This window comes from Roseateles sp. GW821-FHT09H11, from assembly GCF_059415845.1.
The window spans coordinates 1-24,632 of record NZ_JBWKOA010000006.1; the positions used below are offsets into that span (position 1 = coordinate 1).

General features: G+C 64.3%; 19 protein-coding genes and 2 tRNA genes. 5 read left to right on the top strand and 16 right to left on the bottom strand.

The window, feature by feature from the left end:
• The first annotated feature begins 1,292 nt into the window (after positions 1-1,292).
• Complete coding sequence (locus tag AC07PR_RS19560; RefSeq protein WP_495136276.1) at positions 1,293-2,831, top strand: DNA cytosine methyltransferase; 1,539 nt, start codon at positions 1,293-1,295, stop codon at positions 2,829-2,831.
• Positions 2,832-2,846: 15 nt separating this feature from the next.
• Here the strand turns inward: AC07PR_RS19560 and AC07PR_RS19565 are convergent, their stop codons facing one another.
• From AC07PR_RS19565 to AC07PR_RS19605, 9 genes are read right to left on the bottom strand one after another with little or no spacing between them, the layout of a single operon-like run.
• Positions 2,847-3,128, bottom strand: coding sequence for a hypothetical protein (locus AC07PR_RS19565; RefSeq protein WP_495136277.1), 282 nt, complete (start codon positions 3,126-3,128; stop codon positions 2,847-2,849).
• Between the two features lie 30 nt (positions 3,129-3,158).
• Complete coding sequence (locus AC07PR_RS19570) at positions 3,159-4,985, bottom strand: hypothetical protein (protein ID WP_495136278.1); 1,827 nt, start codon at positions 4,983-4,985, stop codon at positions 3,159-3,161.
• 2 nt (positions 4,986-4,987) lie between these two features.
• Positions 4,988-5,446 (bottom strand): very short patch repair endonuclease, encoded by a 459-nt coding sequence (locus AC07PR_RS19575; protein WP_495136279.1) that lies wholly within the window; start codon positions 5,444-5,446, stop codon positions 4,988-4,990.
• A gap of 6 nt (positions 5,447-5,452) precedes the next feature.
• Entirely contained in the window at positions 5,453-6,958 is a 1,506-nt protein-coding gene (locus tag AC07PR_RS19580) for a hypothetical protein (RefSeq protein WP_495136280.1), read from the bottom strand.
• 25 nt (positions 6,959-6,983) lie between these two features.
• Positions 6,984-8,702 (bottom strand): AIPR family protein, encoded by a 1,719-nt coding sequence (locus AC07PR_RS19585; protein ID WP_495136281.1) that lies wholly within the window; start codon positions 8,700-8,702, stop codon positions 6,984-6,986.
• A 53-nt stretch (positions 8,703-8,755) separates the two neighbouring features.
• Complete coding sequence (locus tag AC07PR_RS19590; protein WP_495136282.1) at positions 8,756-9,739, bottom strand: PD-(D/E)XK motif protein; 984 nt, start codon at positions 9,737-9,739, stop codon at positions 8,756-8,758.
• Between the two features lie 10 nt (positions 9,740-9,749).
• A complete protein-coding gene (locus tag AC07PR_RS19595) occupies positions 9,750-12,692 on the bottom strand; it encodes a Z1 domain-containing protein (RefSeq protein WP_495136283.1) in 2,943 nt (980 codons plus the stop codon).
• Positions 12,689-14,182, bottom strand: a complete 1,494-nt coding sequence (locus AC07PR_RS19600; RefSeq protein WP_495136284.1) for an ATP-binding protein — start codon at positions 14,180-14,182, stop codon at positions 12,689-12,691. Before AC07PR_RS19600 ends, AC07PR_RS19595 begins: the two co-directional genes overlap by 4 nt.
• Positions 14,179-16,788 carry an RNA polymerase sigma factor RpoD/SigA gene (locus tag AC07PR_RS19605; protein ID WP_495136285.1) on the bottom strand — a complete coding sequence of 870 codons (2,610 nt, stop codon included), beginning with the start codon at positions 16,786-16,788 and terminating at the stop codon, positions 14,179-14,181. The genes AC07PR_RS19600 and AC07PR_RS19605 overlap by 4 nt, the downstream gene beginning before the upstream one ends.
• Positions 16,789-17,136: 348 nt before the next feature.
• Here AC07PR_RS19605 and AC07PR_RS19610 point away from each other — a divergent pair, with 348 nt between their 5' ends.
• The 3 genes from AC07PR_RS19610 (at position 17,137) to AC07PR_RS19620 (ending at position 19,276) form a co-directional block, all read left to right on the top strand.
• On the top strand, positions 17,137-17,733 hold the full coding sequence (locus tag AC07PR_RS19610; protein ID WP_495136286.1) for a hypothetical protein: 597 nt from the start codon (positions 17,137-17,139) through the stop codon (positions 17,731-17,733).
• A 644-nt stretch (positions 17,734-18,377) separates the two neighbouring features.
• A complete protein-coding gene (locus tag AC07PR_RS19615; protein ID WP_495136287.1) occupies positions 18,378-18,734 on the top strand; it encodes a hypothetical protein in 357 nt (118 codons plus the stop codon).
• Positions 18,731-19,276: an HAD domain-containing protein gene (locus tag AC07PR_RS19620; protein ID WP_495136288.1), complete on the top strand. Its 546-nt coding sequence runs from the start codon at positions 18,731-18,733 to the stop codon at positions 19,274-19,276. Before AC07PR_RS19615 ends, AC07PR_RS19620 begins: the two co-directional genes overlap by 4 nt.
• A 699-nt stretch (positions 19,277-19,975) precedes the next feature.
• Here the strand turns inward: AC07PR_RS19620 and AC07PR_RS19625 are convergent.
• Positions 19,976-20,485, bottom strand: a complete 510-nt coding sequence (locus tag AC07PR_RS19625) for a hypothetical protein (protein ID WP_495136289.1) — start codon at positions 20,483-20,485, stop codon at positions 19,976-19,978.
• Between the two features lie 703 nt (positions 20,486-21,188).
• Between AC07PR_RS19625 and AC07PR_RS19630 the strand changes: the two genes are divergently transcribed.
• On the top strand, positions 21,189-21,425 hold the full coding sequence (locus AC07PR_RS19630; RefSeq protein WP_495136290.1) for a hypothetical protein: 237 nt from the start codon (positions 21,189-21,191) through the stop codon (positions 21,423-21,425).
• A 147-nt stretch (positions 21,426-21,572) separates the two neighbouring features.
• On the opposite strand, the gene AC07PR_RS19635 is transcribed toward AC07PR_RS19630, so the two are convergent.
• The 6 genes from AC07PR_RS19635 to lgt all read right to left on the bottom strand — a co-directional run bounded on the left by AC07PR_RS19635 (position 21,573) and on the right by lgt (position 24,613).
• On the bottom strand, positions 21,573-21,980 hold the full coding sequence (locus AC07PR_RS19635; RefSeq protein ID WP_495136291.1) for a hypothetical protein: 408 nt from the start codon (positions 21,978-21,980) through the stop codon (positions 21,573-21,575).
• 206 nt (positions 21,981-22,186) lie between these two features.
• Entirely contained in the window at positions 22,187-22,399 is a 213-nt protein-coding gene (locus tag AC07PR_RS19640; protein ID WP_495136292.1) for a helix-turn-helix transcriptional regulator, read from the bottom strand.
• Positions 22,400-22,640: 241 nt separating this feature from the next.
• Positions 22,641-22,715: transfer RNA gene (locus AC07PR_RS19645), tRNA-Val, on the bottom strand.
• Positions 22,716-22,819: 104 nt separating this feature from the next.
• A tRNA-Val gene (locus AC07PR_RS19650) sits at positions 22,820-22,894 on the bottom strand.
• Between the two features lie 134 nt (positions 22,895-23,028).
• Positions 23,029-23,748 (bottom strand): DNA polymerase III subunit epsilon, encoded by a 720-nt coding sequence (dnaQ, locus tag AC07PR_RS19655; RefSeq protein ID WP_377156112.1) that lies wholly within the window; start codon positions 23,746-23,748, stop codon positions 23,029-23,031.
• A gap of 28 nt (positions 23,749-23,776) precedes the next feature.
• Positions 23,777-24,613, bottom strand: coding sequence for a prolipoprotein diacylglyceryl transferase (gene lgt, locus AC07PR_RS19660; protein ID WP_377156113.1), 837 nt, complete (start codon positions 24,611-24,613; stop codon positions 23,777-23,779).
• Positions 24,614-24,632: the final 19 nt, after the last annotated feature.

Here is a 24,632-nt window from a genome sequence, read left to right on the forward strand (position 1 = left end):
GGCTAGGGTTCATACGTGGGTCAGGTTTGAACGGAAATCAGTGCGGTCGGTGGGTCAGGATTCGGCGGCAATCAACACCCGGTAAACGTGCTCGACCTGTTTCGGGCGACTTTCGACGATGCCGGCTATGGCGAGAATGGTCAGGACGTCCCGCAGGACTCCGAGGACTCGGAACCCACCGAGGAGGAGGATGACTGAATGCCACACCGCGTGAAGCGCTCCGGCAGCGTGCCTATGACGACCTGCGTGCTGTTCTCGCCCAACGGGGCGTACTGTGGCACGCCGCCAGTGCCAGCGGAGTGGCTCGAGCACTGGCTCGGTACCGGACACCTAGCACCGGGCGGAGAACAGCTCAAGGCCTTTATGGACACCTTCTCGCGGCGCTTGATCGTGTAGCGCCTGCTACATGCACTGGAGCAAAGCGCATATCAATGATTGTTGAGCATCCCGCGGAAGAGGTTGACACGTTGGCCTCAGTAAATACTGTGCACTGTCGGCCAGTTTTCGCAATGCACACGTCGCATGAGAATTGCCTAGGGCACTCCTATACTGGATGTACGAGCTTGCAAGCCAGCCGCGACGGTCCATCCTGCGGCGCCTCGAATGGGGCATTGGCTGAGACTCGAGCCGCGGCTCTACATCTTCGCAAGCACCCTGGCGAAAAAGCCGACCCCCGCACCTCCTTGTCGGAAGGGCCTTGGTCGAGTGAGCATCACGTTTTGGGGTACCGCGTTCATGGCTGTCGGGTAGTGACGGCGGGGCCTGGGCGTTGGGAACGGAGACCGTGGGAATGGGCAATCTCTCCACATGCGACCGGCGAAGCCAGCAGTCGCGCCCGTGAGGCTGGCGGGGCCATGAGCGGTCAAGTGATCGCTGTGGCTGGAAGGACGGTCCCGGTGCCTCTGAGCTGCCTTGGGAGGCTGGGGCCTACCCACCAGCGCCGCAGCGAAGCTGCGGCAAGGAACTGGAATGCAAGAGGAAATGCTCCGGGTAGGCCATGGCAGAGGTAGGCGAAATGCGGCTGTACACCAGGAGGGGTGAAGCCGCTTGCGGCGAGGGGAACCTGGGTTCCCCTTACCCGACGGCGCAGTTAGTCGCTGCGATATCGCCAACGCATGGTTGTTGTAGGCTGTCCTGACCCACACCTCTGATCGAGATGGCTAAAATCTCAGGTTGTCTTTGGGACGCACTAACGATCTTTGAGGAGCACTTGACGCCCTTGTCTGGCATTGCAGCGGCTCCTGGAACTGAAAACGAATAGAAGAACAATGTCGCGGCGCAGTGAGATTCCGGTGATCGACCTGTTCGCCGGGCCGGGGGGGCTTTGCGAAGGCTTTTCGTCGATCTTTGACGAGGCCGGCGCGCGGCGCTTCGCCGTCAAGGTCTCGGTCGAGATGGACCCCATCGCCCACCGGACGCTGACGCTGCGGGCGATCTTCCGCAAGTTCCCCAAGGGCAAGGTCCCTGCCGCCTACTACGACTACATCCGCGGCAAGATCACTCGCGAGGCGTTCCTCGCCCACCCCGACATCAAGGACGCGGCCGAGCGAGCCGCCAAAGAGGCGCGCTGCGCCGAGCTCGGCGCCACGCCGGCTAAGGAGGTGGACGGCTGGATTCGGGAGGCCCTGGGCAAGGAAACCGACTGGGTGCTCATCGGCGGCCCGCCTTGCCAGGCCTACTCGCTGGCTGGGCGGTCGCGTCTGCGCAGCAAGGACCCCAAGAAGTTCGAGGCGGACGCCAAGCACTTCCTCTACACCGAATACCTGCGGATCATTCAGCAGTTCGCCCCGGCCGTCTTCGTCATGGAGAACGTCAAGGGGATGCTCAACTCGACCAACTCTGGCAAGCGCATCTTTGAGCAAATCCTCGCCGATCTCAAAACGCCCAGAGCCGACCTGAGCTACGAGGTTCGCTCGCTGGTGGTACACAAAGCCGAGGGGGAGGAGCTCGACCCCAATGACTATGTGATCGAGGCCGACGACCACGGCATCCCCCAGAGCCGCCACCGCGTCATCCTCTTTGGAATCCGCTGCGACGTGGCGCGGGCGACTCCGGCTCTTGCTGAGAACCCCCAGCGCTTCCTGCTGACGAAGCTTAAAAAGAAGGTGGGCGTGAGCGCCGCGTTAGCGGGCCTGCCGCCACTACGCAGCCGACTCTCGAAGGAGCCAGACTCGCAAGAGGCGTGGATGAAGGCGGTGCGCGAGTCGCCCAAGTCTCTCAAGGGTTGGCACATTCCGCTGCGCAGCGTCATCGAGACGGCTATGGAGAAGTTCATCAAGCGGGCCGAAAAGCAAGACACCTACGGCTCGACGTTCATCCCCATGGCCGTAGAGCCGGGCGAGGCCATGCCCAAGGCGTTGCGCGAGTGGTATCTGGACCCCAAGGTGGGCGGCGTGTTGCAACACGAGACGCGCAGTCACATGCGGTCGGACCTGCACCGCTACATGTTCGCGGCCTGCTTCGCCGCGACCCAGAAATACGCGCCGGACCTGCGCAACTTCCCGCCGAAGCTGCTGCCCGACCATGTGAACGTGGACGAGGAGACGATCCCGTTCAAGGACCGCTTCCGCGTGCAGATGGGCAAGCATCCGTCATCCACCGTCGTGGCCCACATCAAGAAGGATGGGCACTACTACATCCACCCGGACCCCGCGCAGTGCCGGAGCCTGACGGCGCGCGAGGCCGCCCGCCTGCAGACGTTCCCCGATAACTACTTCTTCGAGGGGAACCGCACCGAGCAATACGGACAGATCGGCAATGCGGTCCCGCCGCTTCTCGCCAAGCAGATCGCCGAGATCATCTACGCCTTCATGTCGTCGCCGCGCAAGTAGGCGGCGAGCGCAACCTCAGCCCTCGATTCGAAAGTCGCGCGACTTGGCCAGGTTCCACGCCTGGTCCCACAAGGCTCCGTGCCGCTCCATGCTTTCCTCACTCGCCAAGTCCATGCCGTGGCGCAGGAACACCGCGTAGAAAACCATGTTCGCGTCGCAGAAGTCGTGCGAATGGCAGACGCCTGGCGCCGTCTCCGCGCAGTTGCGCTCGACCACTTCCTGCATCTGCCCAGGCTCCAGGCTGGCGTGGAGGTATTGGCTAGATTCGAGGCCGAGAGCGTCGGCGGTGGGCGTCATGGGCATACGGTCGGAAAACGCGATGGCCCGTTAAAGCGCGAATGATCCGTCGCCGCCGTCGCCCGAGCTCTCGCCGTCGTCAGTCCGATTCCACAAATCGTGAATGTGGAGCGTCGAGCCGGTCATGCTCAGAGCGGCCGGCAGCGGCTGGACATTGGGAACTCGCCCGTGTTCTTCGATGAGGCGCTCATGAACATCGCGCATGGACCACGCAGAAGGGCCAATCTCCATGCGCACGCGGACAAACTGCGGCCACGTCGCCATCGCCAGACCGGGCGCTTCCGTCTTGACGCCGTAGCCTTGCGTGCGGACCGACGACCTTGAAATGGCGAAGAGCAGCGCGCTCCTAGCGGCCTCGCCTCGCTTTTGTTTCAATCGCAGCGACTTGTCGAGCGCCGAGACGCCGTTTTCATCGAGCCAAGACTTGACCTTACCCGACCAGTCCACCAGCTCGGCGGAGAGATTGGCGGCCTTGCTGCGGAGCTGGCGCACGTTGTTGGTCGAATAGTCCTGCCACTTCAACTGGAAGAGGCCCACGTCGCCAGTTTGCTTGTCGTAGATGATCGCGTCGATGTCCGTGAGGACCGCGCCGCCGCGGCGGAGTTTGAGGTTTCCCGGGAAGCGGATGTATCGCTTGCCGCCGAACATCCCGTAGAGATGCTCGCGCATCCACTCCTCGCGGTCGGCGGCGATGGCGTGCTCTGTCCGAGGGTCCAACCAATGATGCTGAGTCTTGGCGGCAGTGAAAGGGTTTCGGGTGAGGCACGAAACCGGCCGCAAGATGAACCCATTGCCCAGGTCGAAGAGCAAGGGGATCAAGGGCGTCGAGTGGTCGGCAAGCTTCTTGGCTTGTTCCGCTGTCATCGCCAAAACATTGAAGGCGGCATGGACCACTGGCTCAGGCCTACCGCTCATGAGAGAGATCGATTCTTCAAGGGCATCCCTTGGCCCCCAGATGGTCAAGCTCTGCGGGACCGACACCTGAGAGAAGAGCTTCTTGGCGACCGACACGCAACCGAAGTGCTTGGCGTGGAGGCTGATGAGCGCGGCGCCGACACCGGCAATGTCGCCGCCGGTGATGGAACCGAGCTTTGCATCGGCATGGATGCCAGAGTCCTCGCGCCAAGGCGTCGCCAGCGCCAGCGCCACGCCCATGTAGTGCTTGTCCACCTCGATGCGGGCGTCATACGCCACCATCACCCCATAGCCTGTGTCCCATGGCCGCACCAGCGGCTTGACGAGCTCCTCGATGTCCGGCCGGAGCCAACGCCTCACCGGCGCGTCGGCCAACGCCACATAGTTGCCAGGCATGTCGGGAAGGCGCATGGCATCGCGCATGGAAGCCATCGTCCAGCCGGCGCTCGACGACGGCAAATGGGCCTCGGCAGCCTTGAGGCGTCCTGACTCTGCGAAGTCAGCGAGTTGCGCGCGGGCGTCCTCGGTCATGCGCATGCGGAAGTCATCGCCGTCCCGGGCTATCTCCATGATGCCGCGCTCGTCCATGTCGGCCAGCCGGCGCGCGAGCGACACCTTACCGAACTCTTGCATGAGGCCGGCGGCGAACCCGCGAGACTCCCTCGTGCTCTCCATCATGGGGAACGCGCCAGGCTGATCCAGCGGCTCAAATAGCTCTGCGACTGCTCTGTTCCATCCCCAATACATGAGGTCCAGAGACTGCCCGGTTTGCGCGTTCTTCAAGCTGTCTGGATAGGCGGTGATGCTCCAGTAGTCCATCGCGCGGACCACCTCGATGAACAAGATGAACTTGCCCAGGCGGTCGCTCGGCAGCCGCTGCAGGATCGCCGACAAGTGGGCATCTGCCAGAGCTCGGAGCGCTTGGGCGGCTGACTCGGTCATCGCTAACTTCGCGTCGGCGCGCTGATCTCGCCATAGGACTCGCCGCCCTCGATCCACGAGCTCATGGTAGCTTGCAGGCCAGCGACGGCTTCGGCGTCACGCGTCGCGCATTCCCAGACGCACAGCACGCGCCAGCCGAGGGCTTGCAGCTTCTCGAAGGCGCGGCGGTCGCGCGCCACATTCGCGTTTAGCTTGGTCTTCCAGAACTCCGGCCGCGTCGCCGGCGTCTTGGCGAATCGGCATCCCTGGTGCATGTGCCAGAAGCAGCCGTGGACGAACACGGCTACCTTGCGGCCCGGCATGACGATGTCGGGCGCGCCGGGCAGATCGCGCCGATGCAGTCGGAAGCGGTAGCCCGAAGCGAAGAGCATCTGGCGGACGATTAGCTCGGGCTTGGTGTTCTTGCCCTTGATTCCGGCCATCATCCGGCTGCGGTCGGCGAAGGAGACAACATCAACCATTTGCTTCTACCGAACCCGGAAATACTTGTCGAAGAGATGTGGGCGCGCCGACACGAAAGCTTGAAGTTGAAAGCGATCAACCTTGCGCACTTCCACGCCGCGCTTTCCGCAGATCGAATCGACCCTGTCGTGAAGAGTGGGATCGATATACCCACAGGTCATCACGCCGTAGCCCCCGGCGTCGTATTGTTCGATCACATCACCAATGTTCTTGATGTGCTTCGGCGTCAGCGAATCATCAGCACGGATATGTTTGCACTGGAAGATCCACTTGACGGGGGAGCGATAGAAAGGGGGGACGCGTTTCGTCCAGCCCACGATGTCCCGTCCGCCGTCGCGCGAGCGTGACTTGCCCATCTTCTCCAGCCGATCCCGATCAAAGTTCGGCGATGCGTACAGGTAGTCCCAGCAAAGCTGCTCGAAAAGCTCATCATCCAGAGCCTCCCACGGAAGATCAAGCGCCGACCTAGCCGAGCCACCGTCGTGCAAGCTCGTTGCCAGACACTGCAGCACCTCGGCCTGAGCAGCGCGCCCCGGGGTCTGACGCTGTTGGTCGCTAAAGAAGACGATGGAGAATCCCGAACACCGCAGCGCGGCGAATCCTGACAAGTCGCCGACCCAGGCGGACGTCTCGTCACCGCCAACGCCGATACGCCCTCGGAAGGCAATGAGGTCGGAGGAGTCGGGCTCGGGCTGCATACGTCGCACAAACTCGTCGCCGCAGCCAATCGCCCGGGTGACGAGCTCTGACGGCACACCGACGACGACTGGTCCGCCAATGAAACTGGCCTCTCGCTCCGTCATTACCATCTGTGCAGGCACCAGAGCTTCACCGCTGTAACCCATGCTATTGAGAACTTCGGCGAGCGGTGCGTCCGACGACAGGATCAGTTCCCCATCAGACGAAAGAACGATCTGACCACCTGCGTGGATCGACTTGGTGACGAAGAACCCGTAACGTCGCTCCGGATAGCGCTGAAGATGGGCTTTCAGCGCCTCGGGGTCTTCCCACTCTCCGTACGACATGACCAGGTTGCCGACGTAGTGATCAGCGATCTCAGGGAACAGAAGCTCGCTCTGTTCCAGGCGCTCCTCGTAGTCGTATCGCGATTCCCGGACTTGCTCGAACTCGGCGCGTAGACCTTCGGTCTCATGCTCGGGATAGTCAACAAATACGGCCATCTGGGCAAGTTCCAGCGCCATGGCCTGCGGGTCGTAGCTGTCAAGTTCAAGCCGGATCACATTCAAATGCTCGACCTTCGCCCACGCCATTGATCTTCGCGTCGCATGGGCCCCCAGACGCTCAGCGATCAGAGACGCGTCCAGAAAGTCATCGGCCAGATCCAAATGCGAGTTCGAACTCCCGACAGAGGGTAGCGGGACGTCAACAGCAAACGCACGACCCGAAGAGACAGCGAACAAGAACTCTGTGACGACGTCTGTGAGCGTATGCGCGTCGTTAGGCAACTCTAACTTCACCGCCCGCTGCGAGGCGTCCTTTGCTTCATGCATGAGCTGTGCCCAGAGTTCTGCTGGCCTATTTCACCTCGGGGATGTTGGTGGCCGGGGCGGAATAGCTCGCGCCCATCACGGCCTCCTTGCACTCGGGCCGCTTGGCCCATTCAGACACCATCTTGCCGCCGGACGACGAGTGCAGCACATCGTTGACCTCCTTTGCCCACACCGCTATTTGTGCGAGTAGCTCGGGGGATGCCGCCTGCCTGGCCCAGATGCGCTCGAGGTCGATACGGTCGCCGAGCTTCTCGGCAACGAGCGACACCGTGTAGGCGGTCACGTTGGCCTGGAAGGCCTGGAACATCGGCCGCAAGAGCTTCTGCGCGTCACGGTAAATCTTCGCCTTGGCGATCATGGCCTTGAAGTCGGCAACGGTCGGAAGCGGAGCCTCTTGGCCGTCGGCCGGCGTCAGGCCTGCCATGAATTTGTCGAAATTCTTCTGCGAGCCGAGGCTGACGATGTCGGGCTTCTTGTCCCAAGCGGTGATGTATTTGGCCAGGTCGGTCTTGGTGACGCGACGGGCTGTCGGGATCGCCTCCTTCAAGGCTTTGAGCTTGGCCGGAGTGGTGCCCTCGCGGGCGAGCAGCGTGTTGTAGCTGCCCGAGGCGCGCTCATAGAACCATTGGCCGACGCCGTCAGGGCAGTAGACCGAGCGAGAGAGCTTCTCGATCTCGACGTGGAAGGGCTTGTTGGCCGACAGGTCCGATTGCCGCACGGCGTTCTGGCTGTTGGCGAAGCGCGAGATGTCGGAGACGAGAGCCTCTTCCTTGGCCGAATCCTGGGCGCGCATGACGATGATCTTGGCCGGCACCCGCACACGGCTGAGGTCGGTGTCGGGATATTTCTTCTTGGCGAAGTAGATCGACGCGGTGGTTTGTCCACCGTTGACGATTTGAAGGCCCTTGAGCCAGGCGATGCCGGCCAAGCCGTCGCCAGGCTTGCCCAGGCGCATCTCGTCGGCCACGATGACGATGCCGTTGTTGTAGGCCATGAAGCGCTCGGGAGCCGAGCGCAGCGTGTTTTGGATGCCGGCGTTGACACCCTTGCCCTTGACGCTCAGGAACGACCGCACGTTGGCTTCGAGTAGGCGAGCTCCGAACTTTTCATAGAGCAGGCGCAGCGCCTCGGCCGGGATCGCCGTGAGGGCGTAGTCGTAGTCGTCGCTCTCGCCCGGCACGAAGACGCAAGGCAGGGGCGCGCCCGAGACTTCCGTGAAATCGACCACCAGCTCATCGCGTGGCTTGCCCTCGGACCAGTGGCGGTGCAGCCGCTCGATGTCCATCACTTCCAGGCGCACGGCCTTGCCGCCGATGTCGCGGGTCTTGAAGCTCTTGGACTTGGCGACGCGGTCGGTGATGACGTAGACACGGATTTGCTCCAAGTCGTCGTAGATGGCCTGCAGCGTCTCGGCCAGCGAGAGCACGTCGCTTGACGGGTCGAGCTTGGGCGCCATCTTGCCCTCGGCGCACAGTGTCAAAAAGCGCAGGCATTGCTCGACGGCGGTCTTGGTCTCCAAGTCCGGCACGGGCGTCGGGACATCGACGTTGGCGTAGAGGCTCACGAACAAGTCGAGCTGGTCGCTCTCCTCGGACAGCGAGTAGCCGCTTAGGCGCAGGTTGGCGTTGCCGACCTTGCCTTCGAAGTGGCACTCGACCGGCTCGAACGTCATGCCGATGTCCGACATGTGGTCCATCACGATGCCGGAGAACACCAGCTCCTCATACAGCGCGCCGTCTCGCATCTGCGAGCGGACGGCGGCCTGCGTCTCGCGCAGGAATTCAGGCAAGTTCATTCTTAGATCGCTCCCAGCTTCTTCAATGCGCCCACGGCGCCGACGTTGTCGCCCGGCGCCTTGTCGAGGTCGATTTCATACATGGCCTTCAGGATGCCCGCAGGCACCGAGCCCGCGGTCATGCGGGGGAAGTTGGCCCCGACCTCCACGACGCGCGTGCCGGCCTGCTCGAACTTCCTCAAATACCGGTCGGCATGGGAGTCGATGTAGCCGGCCGCGAGCAGGCGCTCGGACAGCAGCCGCTCAGCCTCTCCATCGCCCTTGATCGTCTGCCGCATGGCCTCGACGATGCCCGGCAGGTTCTGTCCACCCTCCGATTGCCGAAGGCGCGCGCCGGCCACAAAGAGGGGTTGGCGCGTGGAGTCGTCGAGCTGCTCGAGCGACCCGATCCGCGCGGGGAATCCCGCCGCCGACAGCGTGGCCTTGACCTCCAAGGCGCCCGCGCCAATCTCGAAGTCCTGGATGCCGTCGAGCGGCCCCACCCACGACTCGATGGCCGTGACGGGAACCACGCCCGCCTCGATGATGGCCCGGAGCAGCGCGAGCTCGCCAATGAGACCGACCTCGGCCTCGGGGCTCAGGGCCTGGCTCCCCTTGCGCATGAACTCCTGCCAGGCGCCGACGCGGCCGATGAAGACGCGCAGGAGCTTGCCTTCGTCGGAGCCGGCCGCGACCGAGTCGTCCAGAGAGCCCACGACATCGCACGCCATCGACGCGAAGAGCTCCGCGCTACCGGCCGACTTGCGCGTCAGCGCGAGCCAGAGCTTGCCGCTGCCGTCGGGGTCCGCGCGCTCGACGGCAAAGCCCTGGCCCTCGGGCAGCTTGTCGGCAGCGGCGAGCTTCGCGCTGGGAAAGCACACCAGAACCGCCTCGGCGTTGTCTGGCGAGCGCCGCCCAGCCCGCAGCGGCAGCGGCCCGGCGGTGGGCAGGGCGATGGCCTGCCAACCAGGCTCGGCGTCGGCGCTGGTGAGCGACGACCAAGCCATGAGAAATTCGTTACTCGGACGGGCCATATTCCTGCATCCAGTAGAGGAGGTTTACTTCGTATTCGACGCGGATGCCGTGCTCGGCCGACGGGAAGGCGATGGCGAAGGCCATGATGGGCTTGTCCCAGCCGGGCACGATGAGGCTCTCGGGGGACTCGACCTTGCCCTTGTAGGGACTCAGCGTGTAGAGCAGCAGCAAGCCGCGGTCGGCGTCGCCGCCGAGCCGGTCGCGCGCCTCGCGGATGCCCTTGCCGCTCGGGCTCGTCGGCAGGTTGACGCGGCCCCGCGCAGGGTCGGGCTTCCACGCCGCGCGGGTGCGGGCGAGCGCGTCGCGCCACGCGTCGTCGTCGAGGTCGATGCCCTCGTCCTTCGGGTCGATCAGAACTCCGATGGCGAACACGCCCGCGTCCTTCGCGCCCGGCGCGTCGTCGATCTTGCGCGTTTGCAGCGACTTGGTCTCAAAGCCATTGGGGAAGGCGTAGGGCTCGCCGATGCCATCGCCGCCGGAGAGCAGGGCGACGCTCCACTTCTTCAGCTTGCCGATGTCGAGCATCTTGGCTATGAAGTCGGAGATCACCGCGGCCTTGGCGGTGGTGGCGTTCGGATGGGTCGCGTAGGCGGAGAGGAAAGCGAGAACATGGGACGCGTCCGCGTCCTCCCAGAGGCGCGCGTTGGGCCAAGAGTCGGCCTCAGTGTCGCGTTGGTATTTCGGCGCGTCCACGTACGTCGTCCCCAGGGACGCGACCAGCGCGCCGGTCGCGTCGAGGTTCGCCTGTTGGATAGCCGCGTTGCGGTGGAAGAGGATGGTTTGGGGACGTGTGCCGCTGTAGGTCAGCGACAGCGTCTGCGCGTTGCGCATCTTCAAGGGGGACGTGACCGTAAGCGTCTCGTGCGACATGACCTTGAGGCCGTATTGCTCGGGTGTGAGCTTGGCCTTGGCCATGAAGTCGAACTCTTCGCGCAGCTCCTCGGAGGCGTCGGCGATGTGGCCGAACCACTTGACCAAGTCCGGCGACGTGTAGAGCCGGCAGAGGTCCAGGTATCCGGGCCGGTAGCCGAACCAGCGGCCCATCTGCATCAGCGTGTCATACATCTTCGTCGTGCGGACGAAGTAGCTGGTGCAGAGGCCTTCGAGCGTCAGGCCCCGCGCCAGCTTGTCGCCGCCGACCGCGATGACCTTGAGGGCGGCGCCAGGCGTGGCGTAGTCGAGCGCGTCCTTGGCGGTGCCATTGATCGAGCGCACGTCGATGTCGTCAAGCACGTCAGGCAGCTTGGTGAGCACGTCGTCCCAGGAGGGCATCGGGGGCGGCAGCTCCTCGGGCGTCGAGAGCTCGGCGACATTGTCGCGGGTCGGGACGAAGTCCTCGTCCCAGAGCTGGCGCATCTGAGCGAGCAGCTCGTCATTGTCGCTGCCGCGGGTGATCTTCTGGCGCATCCGGCGCACGGCCTCCTCGACCTGCGCGCGCACATGGTCCTGCACCGCGACGTAGCGGGTAACGTGGATCAGCATGGAGCTGTGCTCGAGCCCTTGGCCCCGCAGCTCGCGAACCGCGCAGGCCAGGATGAACGAATGGATCGCCTCGCGCAGGGACTGGGGAATCGTCTCCTGGCCGTTGTGGACCGGGACGTGCGTCTTCTTGTGCTTGGGCGGCATCCATCCGGCCTCGGCCTCAGGGTCGTAGTGGTCGAGGATGCTGCGCGAGAGGGGCAGCGCGCCGACGCGGCCCTCCTTGGTCAGCTTGCCGAACATGCGGGCGGGGCCGACGTAGTTCGACGGCGCCGCCAGGTTGATGATGAAGGCCTTGGGGAAGAGGTCCGGGCCTTCGGCGATGGTCGCGCCCTTGTGGTGGATGTAGATGTTGGCGAATGGCGTGGCCGTGTAGCCGACATAGGCCTTGCGGCTGAACGAGTGCAGGACCCGGCGGATGAGGCTGTTGATGGTCTTGGGCGAGTGCTCCTCGTCGGGCGTGCCGTCCTCGTTAAAAAGCTGCTCGCCCGTGTCCACCGACGCGTTGTCCGCCTCGTCGTCGATCACCAGCAGCGGCAGCTTGGTCACGAGCCTCCAGTCCTTGCCATCCGGGATCGGGTGCTGGAGAGGGAGCGAGTAGGAGAGCGGGTGGGACGTGTCGGCCACCCGCTTCTGGATCCACTTGAGCAGCTCAGTCAGGACGGTCTTTTGCTTCTTGACCACGAACACCCAGGGCCGCTCCTCGGGTGAGATGCCGTTGAAGTGCTTAGCGATGGCTTTGCTGAAATCCCCGTTCTCCGCACGCGTCGTCGCCGAGTTGGTCTTGAGGTCTTCGCCGAACGCGGCCACGCCGATGGACGCTCCGGGGTCGCCGCCTTGCGTCGTCTCATAGCCCAAGAAGCCTTCCTCGAGGCGAATCTGGGTCTGCGAGCGCAGGTTGTTGTGCAGGCCCGCGAGCACGATGATGATCTTGTAGCCGGCGTCGGCGGCCTTGTTGATAAGGCCCGTGTAGTTGCTGGTCTTGCCCGACTGAACATGCCCGACGACCAAGCCGCGCCGATCCCAAGGGTCGGCCCGCAACGGGTCTTCGAGGAGGCCCAGGATGTCGCTGGTGGATTCGTCTAGGCCATCGACCACCACGTCCGAGAGCTTCGACTCCTGATAGTCACGGTAGCGCCGCCAGTAGTGCCAGTCCTTCTTGCGGGCGGCGTTGAGCCAGTCAATGTGGCCGGCGTCGTCTTTAAGCGTGGTGGCCTTGCCCATGCGGTGGCTGAACCGCTGAATCAGCGTGGAGATTGCCTTGGCTTCGTCGAGCGGGACGGGCGGATCGCTGGCGAACATCGCGGCGGCCAGCTTCACCTTCTCGGCGATGTAGGCCGGCGTGATCTTGGAGGAGTCCTTTTCCGCCTTCACCAGCCGCTGCGCGGTAGCGATAACATCTTCAAGCAACTGCGCTTGCGCTGCGGCCTCTTCTGCTGCGGTCATTTATTGCTCCCAAGTTTCGCGACAAGCGCTGGATATTTCTGGAACGGCTCGGTGCGCGCCATCGACTTGCGCGCCTCTTCAACGCTCAGGCCCTTGCGCTCGACCAAGTCGTCGAAGAGCACACTGGCGACCTCGACCACGGCCGCGTTTGGCTCGCCCTCGAAGCCCGTGCGCGGCGTCTCCTTGTTCTCGGCCGTGTCGAGCCAGATGCGCTGCACGGGCACGGTTTCTTCGATCACGCGCAGCATCGACTTGACCAGCGGCGCGAGCGCGCCCGCACTCTCCAGGACGGCTGAGACGGACGGATGCGCCTCGTCGATCCGGTAGCGCATGCCGGCCTTGACTCGCTCCACGCGCCAAGCCTGCTCGATGGGCACGTTGCCTTTCGCAGGCGCGGGCGTGCCGCGGTAGGCGAACACGCGCCGCGCGCGCTCTCGGGTGTTCTCGGCCAGCAGCGTCAGCCAGGGGCGCAGCGACACTGGCGGCCGGGCCGTCGATTTGCGAACGTCGATCTTCCAGTCGGCGTCAGCGGTGTTGGGAATATCCAGGCGGATGCGCGCCAGGCGGTGGGTCTCCTCCCGGCTCCACGCCCGCGAGCCACCCAGGCCCAGCCAGCCGCCCGCCACCAGCAGACGCTCGTTGCGGTAGACATAGAAGCCTTGCTGGGCGGTCCAGCCGGCAGGCCCGGCGTTGTCCTCGAACTCCTTGGCCGTCAGCTTGTCGCGGTGCGGCAGGACGTGCGCCTGCACAGTGACCGTTCCGTAGTCTGTAGGGTGGTTGCTCGGCGGCGACGACCAAGGCTTCGCGGGATGTCCCGACATGAAGGGGTCCCACGGCGCCACAGCGCGGCCATTGAGCAGAAGTTTGAGCTTGGCGCGGGGCCCTTGAAGCAGGCGGTGGAAGACCATCGCCAAATGGGATTCGACCGTATCCATGAGATCGTGGAAATCGTCCGACCCGTAGCCGGCGGTGACGATGCGGTCCATCGACTCCCACAGCACTAGAGTTCCTGCCTTCTTGCCCTTCAGAGCCGCCATGAATGGTTTGGAGCCTTGGGCCGGTCCCTCGAACAGAAGCCAGCCGCCGTCAGGGTCCGCCGCGAGTTCGTCGAGGTCCCAGCGCAGGCAGCTCGTGGCGCCGCACTTGACGGTGGCGACGGTGAGTCGGCGGCACTGCGAGAAGGAGGCTGTCTTGAGCCCCATGCCGAAGCGGCCAAGGTCGCTGGCCGAGCGCGCGTCGAGCGGATTCTTGTCGCCGAGCCGCATCGCGCTTTCGAGCTCGGCATCGTCCATCCCGCGCCCGTTGTCGAGGATCGCAACGCGGCTGTTCTTGCCGTCCCAGGCGAAATCGACGCGGACCTCCGTGGCGCTGGCGGAGACGCTGTTGTCGATGATGTCGGCCAAGGCCGCGCCGGTCGAGTAGCCCAGGCCCCTGAGGGACTCGAGCATCGCCATAGCACGCGGAGGCGCGCTTCTTGTCTTGGGCTTCATCGCCAATAGCCGCTCCCTGGCCAGAACTCAAACCCGAGCTCGATCAGCTTGCGCACAATTCTGCGGGAGCGGTTGTCCGGGGTGTTCGTGATGTGGACCCATAGCCGGCGTGCGTCGCCTTCGAGGGAGTCCTCGACGACGATGCCGGCCTCGCGGGCTTGGTCGAGCACCTTGTCGAGCGCCGTCGGCTCCGCGCTCGTCCGCCGCTGCGGGCGAGTCAACGCGGTCGCCGATGGCCGAGCCTTGGGCACGACTGCTTTCTGCGCTACTGGAGCAGCGTCGCTATTGGTCTCGTCGTCCGGGCCACTGGAAGCCTCGGGGCGCGGCGATGGATCGCGCGCCCGGCCCAACTCGGCCAAGAACCGCTCGAGCCGAGCGGGGTGACGCAGCCGCCGCAGGGCCTTGGCCTCGATTTGCCGGATGCGCTCGCGCGTCACGTCGAGCAGCGCGCCGATCTCCTCGAGGGTCATCGAGTCCTGGATGCCTATGCCGTAGCGCATGCGCACAACGTTCTCCTCTTTGAGATTCAGCGTGCTCAGGAAGTTGTCGATGGATTCGCTCAATTGGATGTCTTCGACGCATTCCATCGGATCGCGGTCGGCGAATTCGTCCTTGGCGTGGACGGCGATGAGTCCGTCGATATCGGGCAAGTCGTCGAGGGACAGCGGTTGCAAGCCCAGGCGGGACAAAGCCTCAACCTTGCGCACGGGCAAATCCACTTGGGCTGCGATCTCTTCGAACGTCGGAGCGTGGCCGTGCCTGAGCTCAAAGGCTCTAGCTGCCATTGCGATGCGCTGGGTCTTCTCGTAGACGTGGACAGGAATGCGGATGGTCTTACCTTTGTCGGCGACGAATCGCCCGACCTGCTGGCGAATCCACCAGGTTGCATAAGTCGAGAACTTGAAGCCCCTGCGCCATTCGTACCGGTCCACGGCCTTGATGAGGCCGATGTTCCCCTCCTGCAGCAGGTCGTCGAGCGGGATGCTGCTGAAAAGGTATTTCTTGGCGATGGAGTAGACGAGCTTCAAGTTGGCGACGACCATGCGGCCGCGCGCGCGCCGATAGTCGCCCATCGCCAGCCTGAACGTGGCGGCTGAATCGGGCTCGCCTGTAAGCCCAGCGTCGGCCAACTCCATCAGAAATCCACGAGTCAGCCCCATGGAAGCCAGCACGCCACGGCATCTTTCCCACTCGGGCGCGTTCCGGCTCGTGCCGACGGGCATTCCGGAGAGGAGCTCTGCGGTAGCGCAGAATTCCTCGAGCTCGTCGGTGGAGGTCTCGGCGTCGGGGCCAAACTGCGAATCGGCCTCGTCCTCGGGATTTGCGGGCTCGCCGTCGGTAGCGACAGGCTCCAACTCAGCGTCTACCGCGCTGGCGTCCATTTCGGCACTGGGCTCGGCCTCAGCTTCTGTCTCTCGAGGCTCGTCTTGCGGGCCTGAGGACATCGAGCGCAGGGCCTTGGCTCCCTTGGCGACCAAGCGCGCCGCCTCCAGCGTGGCGCCGACGCCGGTAGGCCAAACGGCCAGCGCGTCGAGCGCCTTCTCGATGCCGCGCTCCATAGCTTGGCCCAGGGCCACTTCGGCCTCGGCGGTGAGCAGCGCCTCGCGTTGGAGCTCCCGCTGGTAGAGGCGTAACGGCTCGTTGCGCCGCGCGGCCAGCTCGTCCAAGAACGCCATGGCGGCGGCGACCGCGTCCTCCTCGCCAGGCTGCTCGTCGGGCGCGACGAACACCTCAAAGCTCTCGTGGGGCGTCGAATACTCGAACCGCTCGTCGGTCTCGGCGCCAAGGTCGTTGACGACCATGCCCAACAGCGCGCCGGCGTCCGGGTCGGGCTCGCCGTCGTCGCGCCGGGTCAAGTCCTCAATGGCCGAGTGCGGGACGCTGCCTTCGCGAATGGCGCGAAGCAGCACCAAGCGCAGCCGCTCACGGGCTTCGGCGTCGTCGGCGCGCGGCAGCGGCGTGGCGCGCTCCGGCAGCAAGGCCTCGAAGTCGTCCCAGTCGGCGGAGGTGTCGATGGGTTGGTGGTCGGTGATCGCGGCATGGATTTCGACAGCGGCCGCCGCAAGCGTGGGATCGTCCGCGGGCGGCGCCTGATCCTCTTCGACTTCCCACGAGCCCAGATCGAACTCCTCGCAATCGTCAATGGCGACGAGCGCGATCTCGGGCGCAGCGGTTTCCGGTGTCGGACGCGGAACGAGAGGGTCTTCTGGCTCGATGGTACGGAGGTCGGCGCCAGAAGAATCATTGGCAGCTTGCGCAACGTGCCCGGCGGCCAGGTCCGCGGATCGGCCGGAATCCGGCATGCACGCAGCCTCTATGGCCGAAGCCGCGTCGAGCGCGCCCGCCGCATGGGCGATGCCAAGAGCGTCGAGCCCCGAAGGATCGAGGAGGCCAGCGTCGGCGCCGGCGGCAAGCAGCAGCTTGCAAATGGCGACCTTGTTGCGGGCCGCGGACAGCATGAGGGGCGTTTGCCCCTTGTCGTCGCGAGCGTTGAGGTCGTCGCCGCGGTCGATGTGGACTTGAACGGCGCTCTCGACGCCCGCCACCACGGCCGTCCTCAGGAATCGGCTCAGTGACGGGGCATCGTGGACCGTCATGTTCGTCATGCGCGTGCCACTTCCCGGAAAGGCCTAACGGCATTTTCCGTGTGCGACCGAAGGCTTCCTCTAACCTTCGGTTCAAAGCGCCGCCGGTGGCCGGCCGGCCATTTCACCTCTCTGGCCATTGAGGCTCTTTTGAGTTTGAACTGTTACAAATTCTACAGGACGAGGCATGGGAAACGGGCACGTTTTCCCCACCCAAGGCGGTGTTCGCCCAGCGTTTCTTGTCGATCTCAGAAGGCAATCCGACAGCGCGGCGAGTAGGCCGGTGCAATTTTTAGCCGTGAACTCCGTTCAAGAACCCTATACCGAGGTCCACCATGAAGCCGTCGCAAAGCGCCGCAGAAGCTGCAGATGACCATCGAAGATCGCATCGCCCACGCCGAGAGGCGCCTTCAAGCCTGCTCCCAGGTTCAACTGGGTGCCCACCACGAGGCCGGCCACGCCGTCATCGGGTGGATGATGGGACAGTCAGTCCGCCATCCTGGGCTCCTGATCGACCGCGAGGGAAATGGTCACGCCCATGTTCGTGGGCAAATCGTGATGCCGCGCAGTTGCACTCCACGCGGGTTCTTGCGCATGTTCGACGCGGCTAACAAGATGAGCATCGCTGTGAAGGTTGCGGGGTACGCGGCGGAGTGGCGCTTCGCCAGTTGCACACCGCCTCGGCGGTACCGGCCTTGGACCTCCTCCGACTACCTGCGGGCCTTCGAGTACGCAGCAACGTACTTCGAGGTCGACGCGGACTCATTAGTAGCTCACCGTGCAGTCGCACGCGCTGAGCTTCACTGCAATCGGCTCCTGGCACGTCCGGAAGTTTGGGGCGCCGTTACAGCGCTTGCTGAGCGCCTTGAGGCCTCCAGGCAGGTCAGCGAGGACGATGCTGACGAACTGCTCTCAGCTCATCTCGGAGGAGGCTGGCTTCCGTCTGGTGAGCTGGTCGGACGCTGACCAGGAGCCGACGTCCCGCGGCTCAATCTCGCGCGAACCAACGTTCACATCCGCTTCGACCCACCTGCCCGGTGTTGAGCCTACTGCTGGGTCGCTACGCGCTTGCCGCAGTCGAGAAAGATGCCGCCTATAACAGTCGCTGCGAGCACCATGAAGAAAGCCCGCGCTAGGCGGGCTTCAGAGTGCGGTCAGTCCTGAGTTGGTCTGCGTGGTGGCACCGGCCGGCCGGCAGTCAGCGCGACCCTCCGGATGGCTGACAGTTGCTCGGCTGTTTGGTCAGGCGTCTTCGGCGAGGTGTTCCTGGCGACTTGCTGTTCGAGCGCTTGACGCGCACCGCATACGTAGCTGTACATGTTCATGGTGTTTCCTCCGAAGGTGCAGGGCAACGTGCCTGCAACCCGTATAGCTGCGGAGGCGCACCATAAAGAATAGCCCGCACGCGGCGGGCTGGATACCACGCGCGTTACCACTCGAACTTGAGCAGCTCAAGGATGTGGTCGACACCCATGTCACGGCCGAACCCGAGGGGCGCCCGGATCGGCGCGAACGCAGTAGTCATGCGACGTTAGCCGACGACGTACAAGCAAGAACTTGCACTGTGCCAAGTCGCTGCAGAGCACGTCGGAGACCGCTAGGATGGACGCATGACGCGCCGCAACAAGCACCTTGGAAAGCAGCTCCGACAAGCCCTGCGCGCTTCTCAGTGGGACGCCTCGACGCTGGCTAGGCGAGCGTGCGTGTCCAGGGCGAACATGGCCCGGGTGCTGGTTGGCGACACCGCCCTGAGCTTGCACGTCTACGAGCTGGTGGTGGAGCAGCTAGAAGTGAGCATCGAGTTGATGCCCTGGGTGGCGGCTGACCAACCGCCGGCCCCTGATAGGTCGACCGAAACTGTCGTGGATCGCGCCCAGCGGCACTTGACGAACCTGACTGATCTCGCCGGCATGTTCAAGCCTGCGCCTGGGCGCGGGTACGTCAGCATCGACGACATGCGACTATGAACGAGTCGAGCATCCTCTTCACCGATGTCGACGACGTACTCGTTCTCCAGCGCACGCCGGACTTCAACAAGCATTCACCCGATCTGACCAAAGACATCTGTCAGCGGCTGCTGCATCCGCCTGCGCTGCAGGTGATGTCCACGCTGGTCGACGAAGGCGCGCGCGTAGTAATCACGAGCAACTGGACCCGCTTTCTCGACCTCGCTGGCTTCCAACGCCTTTTCACCGCTGGCGGTTACCCCAGGGTAAGCGCCGCGCTGCACCTCTGGTGGCAGGCGACGCGTACGCCCGGTGGCAAGCGCCTGAATGCCATCGACAGCTGGCTCGCAGAACATCACGCCGGCGAGGCGTTCTGCATCGTCGACGATTTCGACAGCGGCTCCGGCCTGCTCGGTTCGACGCACGACGTCGACGGCCGCGTCGTACTCTGCGAACCATCCATCGGCCTGCACGCGGGCCATCTACCGGCTATCCGAGCAGCGCTTGCAACGCCTTCGCCGTCAGCGCAGCCTGCTCGCGCAGGCCGGTCTCGCCGCCGTTGATCCTACGCGTCAGCCCGCACACATCGCCATCGTCCGCCCACGCGTTGCAGTATCGATGTCTGCTGCGTACTGCCGCGTTGTATGCGGCTCTGACTACCGAAATGGGATCGAGCCAAGTGCTGGCACGGAGCGCCGTACAGCCGCTGGTGGAAATGCGCTGTTGGATGGCGCGTCGCACCCACCGTGTAGCTCGCGACCGATTACCCTGGGGTAATCGCGCTGCCTGGTGGGCTGCGGATGAAGATCTGGGTGAGGAAGTTGGCCGCTGGCTGCCGGGCGCCGATGCCCACACTTGCGCGCATGGCGACATTCACGGGATCGAGCGAAGTGCTGGCGCGGAGTGTCGTGCAGCCGCTGGCAGAGATGAGCCGCTGGGCGGTGCGTTGCATCCATCGTGCAGGTTGCGCCCGATTACCCTGGGGTAATCGCGCTGCTTGGTCGGCTGCGGATGAAGACCTGGGTGAGGAAGTTGGCCGCAGACTGTCAGGCGTCGATGCCCCACTTGCGCACATGGCGGCATTCAAGGGATCGAGCCAAGTGCTGGCGCGGAGTACCGTGCAGCAGCTGGCCGAGATGAGCTACCGGATGGTGAGTTGCGCCCACTGTGTAGCTCGCGACCGATTACCTTCGGGTAATCGCCCTGCTTGGTGGGCTGCGGATATAGAAGAGCCACCGCGAGAGGGTGCGGCGGCTTCGAGGTTAGGCAGAGATGGCCTCTTGCGGATACGCCTTGCTGAAGGCGGGCAGGTACTTCCTCCAACTCGCCGCGACGCGCTTGGCTTTGCGCATGCGGTCACCATCCCAGAAGTCGATCAGGTCAACACGGTACTGGTGTGCCCTAAGCTGCTCTTCGGAATCCGCAGACATGTCCAAGAGGGCTTGTCGGTGGTGCTCCGCTTTGCGCTCCGCCCAGAGCTCCATCGTGCGGACGTACCACAGCTGGTAGCTTGTGCCGACCTCGCCTTCGCGTTGGATGACTTGTCCGAGACGTGGGAACTGGATGAAGCTGGACATCTGGTGGTCTTCGTCCGACTGCGTGGTCGGACCGCGTGTTCCGATAACGTCGGGGTGGGCGAACGGGTGATCGGCGATGCACTCGGCTTCGCGAATCTCCTTGGCAGTCGGCATCGACATCATGGCGAGCTCTGCAGGCGACGGATTGCCGAAGCGAATGCGCAGCTTGTTTTTCAGCTTGGTGATGAGTTCCATACGGTGTGTCCTTGTTGATGTTTGCAGCGAGAGTGCCGCTCACATCCCGTATAGCTCCCGCTGGCCCACTCCGAGAGGTCAGCCACCGCAGGGTGCCGCTGGCGGCCGACGCCACTCTTATGAAGTCGGCGAGCACGAGGATGTCGCATGACTCTTCTCTAACGTCGGCGAGCCACACCACCCTACGCCTCCACAGCCTTCCCCTCCTCGGGGCTCAGCCCACCATCCCGCAGGCGCACCCAACGCCCTCCTCCGCAACTCCACACCCGTGATTCCGGATAAGCCGGTTGAAACAACCCCCTCCGGCGCGGCACAGGCCCGCTTGGGAGGTGCTACAAGCCCGCAGGCGCAGCGCAGCGTCCGTCCCCATGGGCGCGGCCCCATGCAGGCCCGGCAAGCCCGTCTAGGGGCTGTGCAGGCGAAGCGCTGCCCCTCGATGGCGAGGTGTTGTTCTTGGTGCTGGCGAAGAGGTTCAACCGCTCGTCGCCTGCCTGCGCAGCTTGAACGCCACGCGGTGGCCCTCGACCCGCTTCTCGGCACCGCGCCGACCCTTGAAATTACCCCAGGGAAATCGGTGAGCTTCTCCGACGCGAGGGGTGCCAGGTTCGGATCAATCTGCGCAAAGAAGCACTGTCAACGCATAGGACCCAGCCCAGCCGAGGATGAGCTCCAATGCGAGGAAGGCGTGCATTACGATGGTTGGATGGATCAGCTGCCAGCACACCTTTTGCCCGCCGGACTGGACGTTAAGTGCCCTGCCTGCGGGCGCGTGCACCGCTCGATTTCTCGCGCTGAAGCGAAGCGTGACGTCGCGCCCGATGCGCTGGAGCGGATGTTCGCCTGCGCCCAGTGCGGCGCCCCCTCGCGCAGCTTCGTGCTCGCTCAGGGCAGCGATGCACCCCGAGGCAGCACGCTCCCGCCCGTGGTGATCCGCGCATGAGCGCGGTCTAGCCCGACCACGGATAGACCGACTCGGCGCCGTTGATGCAATGGGCCGCCAGCGAGCGGCCCGCGGAGGCGAGAAGTCGCAGTCCCTGGAGTAGCGTCCGCTGCCTCCGCCCTGGATGCGGTGCCGCAGGCCGGGGCCTCATCCAACCATGAGGAACGGGTGCGCAAGGGGGTACAGAGGAGCTGTTTCGGGGTACGCCGCGAGGAGCCGCTTGGGCCAGACGAGCGTCAGGAAGCCCTCTCGGACCAACTTCAGTTCCGGGTTGCTGAGCTGAAATCGAAGGCCAAGACTCTCCATCACCGCGGACAAGAACGACCCCCGCTCAATGCTCTCCATGTCTTCGTCGTGCAGCCGCCTGCACACCTCGTCGAGCGCCTGCCGGACATTGATTCCCGCCTCGGGCAGAGGCAGCTCAAGAATCGCCGCGCGGAGCCGGTCAGCCTCTTTTTGACCAGGTTGGTGGGCTTGGTTGAGGACTTCCGCGCGATGCGTTGCGGCTTGCCCGGGGACGGTCGCGAGACCGCCTTGAATCACTTGAAACTTCATGCTGGAAGGGTAGCCCTGGGGCGTGTTCTTTATGGGTGGAGACGCTTCCATGCAGGCCCAGCCGGAGGTTGGCTAGGCCGACACGGAGCAACGTCGGTGTGGCTCGCTGCGAGGTCCCGCGGAGGCGAAGTGACGACCCTCAGGTGTAGCGCCCCGCTCCGCGGCTTGGGCGCGCTGCCGCAGGCCGGCGTTCGATAAGCTACAGGTCAGTCGTCGCCTTCGTGCGTGCGCGGCGCAGCGTCGATGAGCGCCTTGATCTCGCTAGAGAGCCAGGCAACAGCCTTCGGGCCGATTCGCTTGCCCTGCGGGTACCGACCTTCCTTGACGCCCTGATACCAAGCGGACTTGCTGACGGGGAACACTTTCAGGACCTGTGCGCAGCGCAGCAGCGGGTCGATAACAACAACGGTATTGGCCACAGTGGGCTCCACCCCTCGCAGGTGGCCCGGTGTCTATTTCCTTGCGAACTCAGTATTGCCTTCTCGGCCGCGGCGAGGGTTCTGTCCGCGGTCGTCCGGTGATGGCCACATTGGCCACCAGAACGGTGTAGCGTTATGGCGGACGCATGATCCGGTTAACTGCGCGAAATTTTCCTATCAGGCATCCAACACCGATAGTAGAAATGCAAAACCCGGCGCGGGGCCGGGTTCTGAAGGGTGTTGGTGGGCGGTGCAGGGTTCGAACCTGCGACTTCCACCGTGTGAAGGTGGCACTCTACCGCTGAGTTAACCGCCCGATTTTTGAGAGGATCGGAAATCCTGTTTGGACCAGTTTTGGACCACTCCCGGGCGAGCCGAATGACAAGGTCCAGATAACTAATTGATTTACAAGAAGTTTTCTGGTGGGCGGTGCAGGGTTCGAACCTGCGACCCCTGCCGTGTGAAGGCAGTGCTCTACCGCTGAGCTAACCGCCCGGTCTTGTCGTCCTCAACCGCTGCCAAGCTGCTTGCTCAACTGCTGTTTTGGATGTCCGGGAAAGTCGAAGATTATGCCATGAGAATTTGACGTGATTCAAGAACTCTTTGGCGCTCGTCTCTCAAGCCGACGTTCAAACCGTCGCCGGCACCTGCCAGATGCGCTTGCCGCCGCTGGCCTTGTCGAGATCCGCCAGCGCCTTGTCGTGCAGCGCCAGTTCCTCGGCCGTCGCCGCGATGACCGGCAGGTCGAAGGCGCTGAAGTCGATGGCCACGACTTCCAGCTGACCGCCCTCGCCCGACGACGACGACGCGTTGTCGTCGATGACCAGCGAGTCCTGACCCCGCGTCAGCCGGATGAAGACCTCCGCCAGCAGCTCCGCGTCCTTCACCGCGCCGTGCAGGCCGCGGTTGCTGTTGTCGACCTCGAGCCGGCGGCACAGCGCGTCCAGCGAGTTCGCCTTGCCCGGGAACATGTCCCGCGCCATCAGCAGCGTGTCGCGCACGCTTTCCACGCATTCATGCAGCGGCGCGCGCCCGCAGCGCTTGAGCTCGGCATTGATGAAGCCGACGTCGAAGGCCGCGTTGTGCGCGATCAATTCCGCGTCGCGGATGAACTCGAGGAACTCGTCGACGATCTGCGCGAACTTGGGCTTGTCCGACAGGAACTCGCTGCTCAGCCCGTGGACGCGGAACGCCTCCTCCGGCATGTCGCGCTCGGGGTTCAGGTAGAAGTGCAGATGGCGGCCCGTCAACTGACGGTTGACCATCTCCACGCAGCCGATGTCGACGACGCGGTCGCCCGATTCGGGATTCAGGCCGGTGGTTTCGGTATCGAAGAAGATCTGACGCATGTCTGGTCTCGAAGTGGGATCGCCCCGCTCAGCGGGCCGCGGGCGCGGCCTGCAGCCGGGCGGCGCGCCGGTAGGCCCACAGCATCATGAGGACGCCGATGACGATCATCGGCGCGCTCAGCCACTGGCCCTGGCTCAGGTGCAGCGGCTGCTTGTCGAGCGTGAGGAAGCTGTCGGGCTCGCGGAAATACTCGGCGACGAAACGCGCCACGCCGTAGCCGACCAGGAACAACCCCGATACCGCCGCCATCGGGCGCGGCTTGCGCGCGAACAGCCACAGCACGATGAACAGCAGCACGCCCTCGCCCAGGAACTGGTACAGCTGCGACGGATGGCGCGGCGTCAGCACCGCATCATGGGCCTGCGGAAACACCATCGCCCACGGCAGGCTGGGGTCCGCCTGACGGCCCCACAACTCGCCGTTGATGAAATTGCCCAGACGGCCCGCGGCCAGGCCGGTGGGCACGCAAGGCGCGACGATGTCGCCAACCTCGAGGAAGTTGAAACCCCGCCGCCACGCGAAGAAAGCCAGCGCCACGATCACGCCCAGCAACCCGCCGTGGAAGGACATGCCGCCCTGCCACACCGCGAGGATCTCGCCCGGATGGCTCAGGTAGTAGCCCGGCTTGTAGAAGAACACGTACCCCAGCCGCCCGCCCAGCACCACACCCAGCACGCCGTAGAACAGCAGGTCGTCGATGTCGCGGCGGGTCCAGCCGCGCGCCGCGTTCCAAGGCTTGCGGACCATCCGGTTGCCCAGCCACAGGAACAGGCCGAAGGCCGTCAGGTACATCAGCCCGTACCAATGGATCGGCCACCCGAAAATCGAGATGGCCACAGGGTCGAACTGGGGATGGACCAACATGGAGAAAGCTTTACCGCGT

Excerpts from the sequence above, each read along its gene's own strand:
- AC07PR_RS19595 (WP_495136283.1), bottom strand. The coding sequence starts at position 12,692 with ATGACCGCAGCAGAAGAGGCCGCAGCGCAAGCGCAGTTGCTTGAAGAT.
- AC07PR_RS19630 (WP_495136290.1), top strand. The coding sequence starts at position 21,189 with ATGGATCAGCTGCCAGCACACCTTTTGCCCGCCGGACTGGACGTTAAG.
- AC07PR_RS19580 (WP_495136280.1), bottom strand. The coding sequence starts at position 6,958 with ATGCATGAAGCAAAGGACGCCTCGCAGCGGGCGGTGAAGTTAGAGTTG.
- AC07PR_RS19570 (WP_495136278.1), bottom strand. The coding sequence starts at position 4,985 with ATGACCGAGTCAGCCGCCCAAGCGCTCCGAGCTCTGGCAGATGCCCAC.
- AC07PR_RS19600 (WP_495136284.1), bottom strand. The coding sequence starts at position 14,182 with ATGAAGCCCAAGACAAGAAGCGCGCCTCCGCGTGCTATGGCGATGCTC.
- AC07PR_RS19585 (WP_495136281.1), bottom strand. The coding sequence starts at position 8,702 with ATGCGAGACGGCGCGCTGTATGAGGAGCTGGTGTTCTCCGGCATCGTG.
- dnaQ (WP_377156112.1), bottom strand. The coding sequence starts at position 23,748 with ATGCGTCAGATCTTCTTCGATACCGAAACCACCGGCCTGAATCCCGAA.
- AC07PR_RS19620 (WP_495136288.1), top strand. The coding sequence starts at position 18,731 with ATGAACGAGTCGAGCATCCTCTTCACCGATGTCGACGACGTACTCGTT.
- AC07PR_RS19605 (WP_495136285.1), bottom strand. The coding sequence starts at position 16,788 with ATGACGAACATGACGGTCCACGATGCCCCGTCACTGAGCCGATTCCTG.
- AC07PR_RS19575 (WP_495136279.1), bottom strand. The coding sequence starts at position 5,446 with ATGGTTGATGTTGTCTCCTTCGCCGACCGCAGCCGGATGATGGCCGGA.
- AC07PR_RS19625 (WP_495136289.1), bottom strand. The coding sequence starts at position 20,485 with ATGGAACTCATCACCAAGCTGAAAAACAAGCTGCGCATTCGCTTCGGC.
- AC07PR_RS19590 (WP_495136282.1), bottom strand. The coding sequence starts at position 9,739 with ATGGCTTGGTCGTCGCTCACCAGCGCCGACGCCGAGCCTGGTTGGCAG.
- AC07PR_RS19610 (WP_495136286.1), top strand. The coding sequence starts at position 17,137 with ATGACCATCGAAGATCGCATCGCCCACGCCGAGAGGCGCCTTCAAGCC.
- AC07PR_RS19635 (WP_495136291.1), bottom strand. The coding sequence starts at position 21,980 with ATGAAGTTTCAAGTGATTCAAGGCGGTCTCGCGACCGTCCCCGGGCAA.
- AC07PR_RS19615 (WP_495136287.1), top strand. The coding sequence starts at position 18,378 with ATGACGCGCCGCAACAAGCACCTTGGAAAGCAGCTCCGACAAGCCCTG.
- AC07PR_RS19565 (WP_495136277.1), bottom strand. The coding sequence starts at position 3,128 with ATGACGCCCACCGCCGACGCTCTCGGCCTCGAATCTAGCCAATACCTC.
- lgt (WP_377156113.1), bottom strand. The coding sequence starts at position 24,613 with ATGTTGGTCCATCCCCAGTTCGACCCTGTGGCCATCTCGATTTTCGGG.